We start from the raw sequence: 2,170 nt of genomic DNA, 5'->3' as shown, positions 1-2,170 counted from the left end.
GCGTGCGGTGTGGCTCGCGTAAGGGTTGTCCGGGTCCGAGGCGAAGAGCAGGCCGAGGTCCCAGCCGCGGTCCCCGGGGAAGTCGACGATGCCGTCCCGTCCGTCGGCGAGCAACTCCCACAGGTCCTCCGGCGACTCCACACCGCCCGGGAAACGGCACGCCATCCCGACGATCGCCACCGGTTCGTCCGAGCCGGTGCTGCTCTCGATGCCGATCGAGGTGATGACGTCGTCCCCGTACAGCTCGCCGTACAGGAACGCGGCCAGCGCCCGAGGTGTGGGGTGGTCGAAGACGACCGTGGCGGGGAGGGTCACGCCCGCCGCGGCCGCCAGCACGTTGCGCAGCTCCACCGCGATCAGCGAGTCCACGCCCAGATCGCGGAACGCCCGCTCAGCACCCACCTGTTCGGGTCCGGAGTGCCCGAGTGCGGCGGCGGCCCTGGTGCGCACCTCGGTCAGGAGTTCGCGGCGACGGGACTCGGGGTCGAGGTTCTGGAGGCGGGCCCGCAGCCCGGTGGTGACCGTCTCGGTGGTCGCCTCGGGACCACTGGGGGCGTGGAACACCTCGGTGAGCAAGGGGCTGTGGCGGACGGCGGAGAAGGCGGGACCGAAGCGGTCCCAGGCGATGTCCGCCACGAGCGCCGTGGGCGGTGTGTCTCCCGCACAGGCCGCGAGGGCGTCCAACGCCTCTTCGGGGGTGAGCAGGCCGACGCCACCTCGCAGTTGGCGGCCTTCCGCGTCCGCGTCGGCAGCCATGCCACCGCCTGCCCACGGGCCCCAGGCGATCGACGTGGCCGGCAGGCCCGCGGCACGACGCCGCTCGGCGAGGGCGTCCAACAGGGCGTTGGCGGCGGCGTAGTTGGCCTGCCCTGCGGAGCCGACGGTGCCGGCGAAGGAGGAGAACAGGACGAAGGCCGTGAGGTCGCGGTCGCGGGTCAGCTCGTCCAGATGGCGGGCGCCTGTCACCTTGGCCGCGAAGACGGCGCGGAAGGAGGCGGGGGTGAGACCGTCGAGGACTCCGTCCTCCAGTACCCCGGCGGTGTGGACGACGGCGTCCACGGGGTGGGCGTCGAGCAGGGCGGCCAAGGCGGGGCGGTCCGTGAGGTCCAGTGCCGCGAAGGTCGTCTCGGCGCCGAGGTCGTGCAGTTCCGTCCGCAGTTCCTCGGCTCCGGGCGCCTGGTCCCCGCTGCGGCTGACCAGGACGAGGTGCGCGGCGCCGTTCCGGGCCGCCCATCGGGCGACCCTGGCACCGAGCGCACCGGTGCCACCGGTCACCAGGACCGTACCGGCGGGCTGCCACGGCACCTGCGCCTCGGACGGCGCCGCGACGAGACGGCGGCCCAGCAGTGCACCGGGGCGGACGGCGGCCTGGTCCTCGCGTACGCCGTCGGCGTCGCGGTCGGCGAGGAGGGCGACGAGACGGGTGGCCGAGCGCCGGTCCGGGCTGGGTGGGAGGTCGACGAGGCCGCCCCAGCGGTCGGGGTGCTCCAACGCGGCGACGCGGCCGAGGCCCCACACGGCGGCCTGGTCCGGATCCGGGGCGAGGTCGTCCGCCGCGGTGGTGACAGCTCCCCGGGTGAGCGTCCAGAGCGGGGCCACGACGCCGGCGTCACCGAGTGCCTGGGTGAGCACCGCGGTCGCCAGGACTCCGTGGGGAACCCCCTCGTCATGCCCTGGTGTGAGCGCGAGCGTGGACACGATCCCGCTCACCGGACCGTCGCCGACGGCGTCGGAGATGCGGCGAGCGAACTCGGTCCGGCTGTCGAGGTGGTGGTGTTCGACGACGGTCAGTTCGGCGCCGGCCTCGGTCAGCACGTCGTTCAGCGCGCCGTCCCAGCCGTCGCCGACCTCCGGTGAGACGGGCCGCACGAACAGCCAGCGCCCGGACAGGCGCCTGCCCTCGGACCGGCCGGCGACGGTGCGCCATACGACCTGGTGATGTACTCCCGGACCGGCGGCGGCCGAACCGTCCTCGCCGTAGGAGCGCTCCAGCCAGTAGCGGTCGCGGCGGAAGGCGTACGTGGGCAGTTCGACCGGGCGGGCGCCCGGCAGGAGAGCCTTCCACTCGACGGCACCACCGCGCAGGTGGAGCCGTGCCAGGGCGGTCACGAGCGTGTCGGGTTCGGAGCTCTTCTTGCCGAGCACCGGCACGTACAGGGCGTCGCTGCCG

Annotated in this window: 1 protein-coding gene; it reads right to left on the bottom strand. The window is 74.1% G+C overall.

Going from position 1 to position 2,170, the window contains the following annotated elements:
* On the bottom strand, nucleotides 1-2,170 hold a 2,170-nt coding region (locus ACSLTV_RS36010; protein ID WP_435613722.1), incomplete at both ends, for an SDR family NAD(P)-dependent oxidoreductase.

The organism is Streptomyces sp. bgisy159, from assembly GCF_965341775.1.
In the GTDB taxonomy this organism is placed as follows: domain Bacteria; phylum Actinomycetota; class Actinomycetes; order Streptomycetales; family Streptomycetaceae; genus Streptomyces.
Note: the sequence above shows the minus strand (reverse complement) of the source record. Positions and strands in the feature narration are given on the sequence as shown.